Raw genomic sequence first — 7571 nt, 5'->3', positions numbered from 1 at the left:
TTTTTTTACTTTTTATTGTGCGATCAGTAGAAGACAGTGAATAATTGCTCTCTTTTACTGCTGAAACCATTGATTTTTATTGCCTGTATGAAAAGAACCCAACTTAAACAAGAATACATTTTCCGAGCTTCACCGCAGATTTTGTATCAATTTCTGACTACTCCTTCTTGTCTCATCCGCTGGTTTTGTGACAATGTGGAAATCGATGGTGAAGTATACACCTTCTATTGGGGGGATTCTACCGATGAAGCAACGGTGGTGGAAGACCTGGAAGATGAAGTTTTTAGCCTGCGTTGGGAAGGCCTGCATGAAGACAATGAAAAATTAGAATTTAGAATCACCGAAGCGCCCGTTACCGGAGAAACCATCCTCACCCTCACCGATTACTGCGACGACAACGAAGTGAAAGACCAAAAGAGGTATTGGGACAAACAAATGGGCGAGTTACAAGTAGCTTCTGGTGGTGGCTAATCCAAAATAGTTGAGGAGTTGAGAAAGTTGAAGAGATGAGGCTACTGCAGCGACTTAAGCACGAGCCTTTTCTAAGTCGCTGCGGCAGCCTCAACCTTCTTAACTCCTCAACTCCTCAACCATTCCTTTTTATGAACCTCATTTTTGGTATTGCCTTAGACAATCCTTCCTGGCCAATGCCTGACCATTCCCAAGGTGGTACATTGTGGTTGGGGCCCAATGGCTTATTACAATGGCTGGAGTTTTTTTATGGATTGGCAGGCCACAAAAACAACATTGAACACCTGCGCATTGAGCAATATCGTCAGGCAATCCGCCAACACCTCGAAGAAGATTCAACAGCCTTTTTTTCTCGTTCTTTTGCTGCCGATCAATTTGCAACTGCGGCCAATTTGCTCAGTCGTCGGGATGAATTGTTGTTAGCAGGCTGGGATTTTTCCCCAACTGCCACCACTCCCGCGCGATTGAATAGCATCGCCCAGGTAGAAAAGGCATTGCACAACAGTGAACACAAGCTCCCTGCGGGTTTTGCGGATCGTTTCACCGTCCTGGAGCAAAAAATCAAGCGGCGATCGGCTCCCATCCATCGTATCCAGTTCGTTGAACCTGCGGTTCTACTCCCTATATATTGGCAGCGCCTTTTTAAAGCTTTACAAGAACAAGGTGTAGAACTCTATTATCCTACTCCCCAACAACAGCCTCGGGTCGATACCGATTTGGGCCGTTTTCAGGCTTTTTTAGCAGGAGAAAATACAGCTCAAGAACTGGCCAAAGATGGCACATTACTCTTGTTGCGCGGGAAAAGAGATACGGATTTAGGCGCTTACCTTGCCACCCTATTGCGCCGCAATCCAGGATTTCAGCCTTGTTTTTTGATCCCGGACAAATCCCGTACACTGGATGAAGCTTTCATTCACGAAGGTTTACCGAGTTTAGGCATCCAGCCTGCTTCACTGGCTCGGCCTACCTTGCAAGCCCTCAAGCTGATCCCCAATTTTTTGTGGACTCCAGTTGATCCTTTCAAAATCATGGAGTTTGTTTCCCTCCCCCTCAAACCACTGGAAACGGAGTTAGCCAATCGAATAGCCCAACAAATGGCCCAGACCCCCGGAATACTAGGTGAATCCTGGCAAGCCATGCTGGGCCAATATTTCAGTGAACTAGAAGAAAGAGCAACTAAAGAAACAAGTCTTGACATTCGCGAGATTCGCCAGCAATACCGTTTTTGGTTCGAGCGCCGGCGTTACGATATTGCCGGAGTGGTTCCCAAAAGTGAGGTAGAAGAAATTTTTTTATACCTACACATCTGGGCAACCCGTACGCTGGAACAAAAAAGCAACAACCCTTCTTTAATTACGCTGGCAGAGCAAGCCAAGCAGATTGTAGATTTGTTGCAAACCCTGCCCGAAAACGAATTAAGCAGGTTGGAATTAGAGCGCATTGTACGTACGGTGTACGAACCTGCCCCGATGCAAATGAGTTTGCAGGAAGTGGGCCGCTTTCCTTATGTCCATCAGCCCAACGCGCTGACTGCACCGGTCCGCGATTTAATTTGGTGGAACTTCACCCAAAACGAGCCTGATTATTTCTTTTCGCGGTGGTATGATCCTGAACGGGAATGGCTCTCTCAGCTCAACATTCACCTGAGTAGTCCAGCTGATCAAAACGCGTTACTGGGCTTTCAACGCCGTCACCCCGTTTGGATGAGCAAACATCGATTGATTTTGGTTATTCCTGAAATTGCCGAAGGTGAAGCCATGCTTCCTCATCCCCTGTTGAGTGACCTGGAGGCTTGCTTCGGGCATTTAGCCCCTATTACTTGCACAGAAGACAATCAATTGCTGGCCCGGTATTTTGAACTGCCCGAAAAAGTAGGCATTCCTTTCAGGCGTTTGGGCAAACCAGCTGCGTTTTTGCGTTTGAACCATCCGGAAAAATTGGTTGAACGGACAGAAGAAACTTTTACCAGCTTGGAAAGTTTGCTTTATTATCCCTACCAATGGTTGTTTCGGCACCACATCCGCTTACGTAAGTCGTCCATTCTCAGCATTGTAAAGGACAGTACCCTCCAAGGCAATCTGGCGCATCGTTTTTTCCAAAACCTTTTACTCATCCCTGAGTTAGGTACATGGACCAAAGCACAAGTCGATCATTGGATTGATCGGGAAGCAGAACGACTCTTGCATCGGGAAGGGGCAGTACTGTTGATGTATGGCAAAGAAGCAGAACGCAAACGTTTTTTAAAACGCCTCAAGTTCGCCGCCTGGAGTTTGGTGAATTTGTTGCAAAACAATGGGTGGAAGGTGGAAGCAACAGAATTGCCACTTGAAGGAGAGTTTGGCAGCATTCGTTTGAATGCCCGCGCTGACCTCGTTTTGGCACGTAATTTGGAACAAACTGTGATGGATTTGAAGTGGCGCGGTGGCCTGCGGCGGGAATTGATGATCAAAAATGAAGAAGATTTGCAACTTGCTTTGTATGCCCATTTGTTGCCACTGAGTACAGAACAGGTGCATACGGCTTATTTCATCATGGAGAATGGACGGCTGATTGCCCGGGATCGTTCGGCTTTCAAGGACATCACGCCAATCAATCCCGATGTTAATCCCATTGAGGTTCGAAATCGTATCCTACAAAAGATGAAAGCTACCTTAGAATGGCGTCTGGCTCAAATTCGGCGTGGCGAAGTGGAAATTCGTTGTACAGCCACAATTGCACATTTGGAACAGCATTACGCCGAAGACGATTTGTTGGCCTTTTTGGAGTTAAAACGAGAAGATGCCCCTTTTGATGACTACCGGACCCTGATTAATCTCATCAAGTGAGTATTTTGTACTTCTTGAGACAAAAAAATCGTTTCTCCAAAGTAGTGGTTTTTACCATTTCCTGTGTTTATACCTAAACTTAACACACAATTTAGCCCCATCATAATCTTAAAAACAAGTGAGCATGTGTTTGATGTACTTAAAACGATCTACAATCAAAGCCCTGTTTTGCATTTCCTTGTTTTTTTTCGCTGAGCATCATGATCTCGAAGCGCAAAACTACAATGCGGCCAATATTTCGACTGCCTTATATGAAGACTTAATCCAGAAGCCTGATCATCAATTCCACATTTTGGTCAGCCTGAAAAGCCAGGTAGATCTCTCTCGTTGGCAACAAGGAGAATTGCGGGGTTCCAATTCCCGAGATCAGCAGGTTGCTACCCTGATCAATGCTCTGCAAAGCAATGCAGCAGCAAGCCAACCGCGTCTGGTAGACTGGATGCAAGGGGCGAAAGGCGTAGAAAAAAACTCGGTCAAAACTTATTGGATTGCCAATATCATTGAGTTAAAAGCGAGTGCAACTTTTGTTGCTGAATTGAGTACACATCCCGAAGTGGACTGGATTGAGCCTTTCCCCGAAATGGCCATCGAAACCTATCGTTCGGCTCCTGCACCACCACCATTTAGCCCTGGTGGAGTGGAACCCGGCTTGAATGCCATTAATGCACGCGCCTTGTGGCGTTTGGGTTACACAGGATATGGGCGCAAAGTATTGATTGTGGATTCCGGGCAAGAATACACTCACCCGGCTTTGCGCACTCAGTTTGCCTACAACTATGGTTCTCAAAATGCTACCTACCGCAGTTCTATCCTTGGTGACTTATGTGGTGATCATGGTACCGCAGTTGCTGCAGTCGCAGTAGGTTTGGATCGATTGACGCGCGACACAGTAGGCGCAGCCTTCAATGCCTTATGGATGGGTGGGCCTGCCGCTTTTCGCAATCCAACGACCAACGAAATCTGCCCACTACAAGGCATTTCTACCAGTACCATTGAAGTGTTACAGTGGGCTCTCAACCCCGATGGAAACCCTCTTACTTCCAGTGATATTCCCGATGTTGTCAACAATTCCTGGGGGAATAGCAACAATGCAGATGAATGCAGGAGTGCCTTTCGCACGGTAGTTCAATCTTTGGATGCAGCCGGGATTGCAGTCGTTTTTGCTGCTGGTAATAGAGGCCCCGATCCTTCCACTGTGAATTTACCGGGAGGGTTAAACCTCGATCTGGTTGTTCCGATGTCAATTGGGTCCATCAATGGCAACACCAGCAATTACCCTATTTCTGATTTTTCTTCCCGCGGGCCTTCTGTGTGTGGGCGCGATGGTAGCTTTTTGATCAAACCCGAAGTGGTTGCCCCGGGAGAAAGGGTTCGAACGGCTACGCTGGAAGGAGCTTATTCCACAGTTGATGGCACTTCTTTTTCGGCCCCTTATGTTTCAGGCGCACTTTTGTTGCTCAAAGAAGCTTTTCCTACTCTTAGTGGAAAACAGCTTGGACTGGCATTGTACAATTCAGCCAAGGATTTGGGGGCGGTTGGGGAAGACAATGATTACGGGCGTGGCCTTATTGACCTTGGGGCCGCCTACAACTGGTTAATCAGCCAAGGTTTTCAACCTAGCCCACCTTTGCGGGCAAGCAATGATGTGATCCATGTGCAGGCCAAGCCGCGCATATACGGTTGTGACCGTCAGGCTTACATCGAAGTAAGTTTTGAAAACAGCGGTGCGGATACCCTGCGGAGTATGGACATCATCATTCGTAGGGATGGACAGAGTAGCGCGTTGGTCCAGCACAAGTGGACTGGAAAAGTAGCGCCTGGAAAATTGGCGACTTACCTGGTTCCCCCCTTCGATGCTCCACTTGGACGTTACATCGTTGAAGTAGATTTGCGGAATCCCAATGGGTTTGCCGATGCCCGGTCTTTGAATAACCAGATCAAAACATACATCAATGTAACCGGTTTGCCCCAATTGCCTACAGCAAAAGCCACTTCGACAAATGTCTGTGCAGGAAGTGAAATTTCGTTGAGCAGTGACTACACCGGCGAAGGTACGGTACGTTGGTTCAATCAAAGTAGTGGCGGAACAGCATTGGCCACTGGCAATACCTTTAAAACAGGGGTACTCAGCAAAGATACTGTGCTTTTTGCAGAGCTAACTTTCAATCGAACCACTGGCCGTTTGGATCAAACCGGAGGAGAAGTTGTTTACAACGATTCCGTAGGCGGGCTGGTTTTTGACGCCTACTATGATTTTGTCCTTAAATCGGTTACCATTTACCCCAACCGTACTGGTTTGCGTTTTTTCACTTTGCGGAATGCTACCGGAGGTGTACAAACGATCAGTTATCGGGTGAGTAAGACCGGTGAACAAAAAGTGCCGCTAAATTTCAAAGTCTCCCCAGGTACCGACCAGGTGCTGGAATTAACCCGTGGGGGCGAATTGTCGATTGTTAAAGCACCCGTCTCCTACCCTATTGCCATTACGGATGTATTGGCCATTAAGTATGCCAATAACGTGGCCGCCCCCGAGGATTACCCGTATTTCTTCAACTGGGAAATTGAACATGGTTACCCTTGTGGAAGAACACCCGTATTTATTGATGTGACCGCAAAACCGCAGGCGCAGTTTACCTTGCCCAGCAGCACGCTAAAGGCCAATACTGCTTTGAATTTTCAAAATCAGTCGACAGGTGGCACACAATTCTTGTGGAACTTTGGGAATGGTCTGTCCAGTACCGACCCCAACCCCAGCACCACTTATGCTTCTGCAGGCACCTATCAAGTTTCGCTAAGTGTTACCAATTCCCTGGGCTGTAGCGATACCAGGATACAAACCATCCAGGTAGACCCTTCAACATCCACTACTGAACAGGACGCCTTGGCCTACCGCTTCAGTGTCTTCCCCAACCCTGCTCAGGATGAAGTCAACGTTTCCTTCAACCTTGATCAAAGTAGATTAATCCGAGTAAGTGTGGTCAATAGCATTGGACAAGTATTGCGTGCTCAAAACCTGGGCCAACGCCAATCCGGTCAGGAGCGCATTACCCTAAATCAACTGCCAGCTGGGATTTATTGGCTGATGTTTGATGTGGAGGGAACCAGAGTCGCCAAACCACTATTAAAGAGATTAAAGATGAGAGATGAGAGATGAAAGTGGTGCCCATGGCAGCTCAAGATCGTTCCCTAATTTTTTTACCTTTGCTGCCATCACCAAAATCACCCACACTTTTGCAGGCTCCTATCATCCACGTCATCATCCCGGTTTTTAATGAAGAAAAATCCATTGGCCTAGTCCTCGCTGAAATCCCTAAGGCTTGGGTGCAGGAGGTCATTGTGTGCAATAATGGGAGTACAGACAATACTGCCCAAGTGGCACTGGCTGCGGGGGCTACAGTGGTGTACGAGCCCAACAAAGGTTATGGCAATGCCTGTTTAAAAGGCATGGAATACATCCGGCACAAGCCGTTCGAAGAACAACCAGACATTCTCGTTTTTTTGGATGGGGACTATTCGGATTACCCAGAGGAATTGCCTTTGCTTGTGGCACCCATTTTGAATGAGGAAATTGACATGGTAATCGGCTCCCGCTTGTCTTCCGGCAAAGCCGAAAAGGGTTCGCTCACCCCCCAACAAGTATTTGGCAACTGGCTGGCCACTTTCCTCATCCGGTATTTGTACAATTATCATTTCACCGATTTGGGGCCATTCAGGGCCATTCGTTGGAAAAGTTTGTTGGCCTTGAACATGGTCGATCGCAATTATGGCTGGACGGTGGAGATGCAAATCAAGGCAGCCAAACAAAAATTGCGCTGTATGGAGGTGGGCGTGCGTTACCGGAAACGAGTTGGTGTGTCTAAAGTATCAGGAACCATCAAAGGAACCCTTTTAGCCGGGTACAAAATACTTTATACCATCTTCAAATATCTTTGAGCTCTAACAGCAAAAAAACGAAATTAGATTTGGCGTTTTATAGGAATCCAACCATAAGGTTTTTAGGCATTGTGGGACAATAGATGCGCTACAAACGTTTGCAGAGATTATAAAAAAAAATATTTCTGAAAAAGACGTTACTTTGCTTCCCTAAATCGTTCTAAACTAGTGAAAAACGATATAAATTGCATCGTTTTTCACCACATGTTAAGAAACCTGTTAAAAGAGAAAAACGCACATAACCAATATGATGTCCGCACTTGCCTTCTTTTTTTTGGGGGTGTACACCTTGTCCCTGACCTACGTGACCGCTTACTGCTTGTCACAATTCAATCTCCTCTA

4 protein-coding genes are annotated in these 7571 nt (G+C 46.8%); all 4 read left to right on the top strand.

Annotated elements, in window-relative coordinates; genetic code table 11:
* Positions 1 to 87 precede the first annotated feature (87 nt).
* Positions 88 to 471 (top strand): START-like domain-containing protein, encoded by a 384-nt coding sequence (locus SFV55_RS08450; RefSeq protein ID WP_320029051.1) that lies wholly within the window; start codon positions 88 to 90, stop codon positions 469 to 471.
* Positions 472 to 602: 131 nt separating this feature from the next.
* On the top strand, positions 603 to 3296 hold the full coding sequence (locus SFV55_RS08445) for a PD-(D/E)XK nuclease family protein (protein ID WP_320029050.1): 2694 nt from the start codon (positions 603 to 605) through the stop codon (positions 3294 to 3296).
* Positions 3297 to 3420: 124 nt separating this feature from the next.
* Positions 3421 to 6450, top strand: coding sequence for a S8 family serine peptidase (locus SFV55_RS08440; RefSeq protein ID WP_320029049.1), 3030 nt, complete (start codon positions 3421 to 3423; stop codon positions 6448 to 6450).
* Positions 6451 to 6527: 77 nt separating this feature from the next.
* On the top strand, positions 6528 to 7229 hold the full coding sequence (locus tag SFV55_RS08435) for a glycosyltransferase family 2 protein (protein WP_320029048.1): 702 nt from the start codon (positions 6528 to 6530) through the stop codon (positions 7227 to 7229).
* The last annotated feature ends 342 nt before the right edge of the window (positions 7230 to 7571 follow it).

Origin of the sequence: Haliscomenobacter sp., from assembly GCF_033763495.1 — a bacterium.
Classification (GTDB): domain Bacteria; phylum Bacteroidota; class Bacteroidia; order Chitinophagales; family Saprospiraceae; genus Haliscomenobacter.
The sequence above is the reverse complement of the archived record's forward strand: the minus strand, read 5'-3'. Positions and strand labels throughout refer to the sequence as shown.

Excerpts from the sequence above, each read along its gene's own strand:
- SFV55_RS08450 (WP_320029051.1), top strand. The coding sequence starts at position 88 with ATGAAAAGAACCCAACTTAAACAAGAATACATTTTCCGAGCTTCACCG.
- SFV55_RS08445 (WP_320029050.1), top strand. The coding sequence starts at position 603 with ATGAACCTCATTTTTGGTATTGCCTTAGACAATCCTTCCTGGCCAATG.
- SFV55_RS08440 (WP_320029049.1), top strand. The coding sequence starts at position 3,421 with ATGTGTTTGATGTACTTAAAACGATCTACAATCAAAGCCCTGTTTTGC.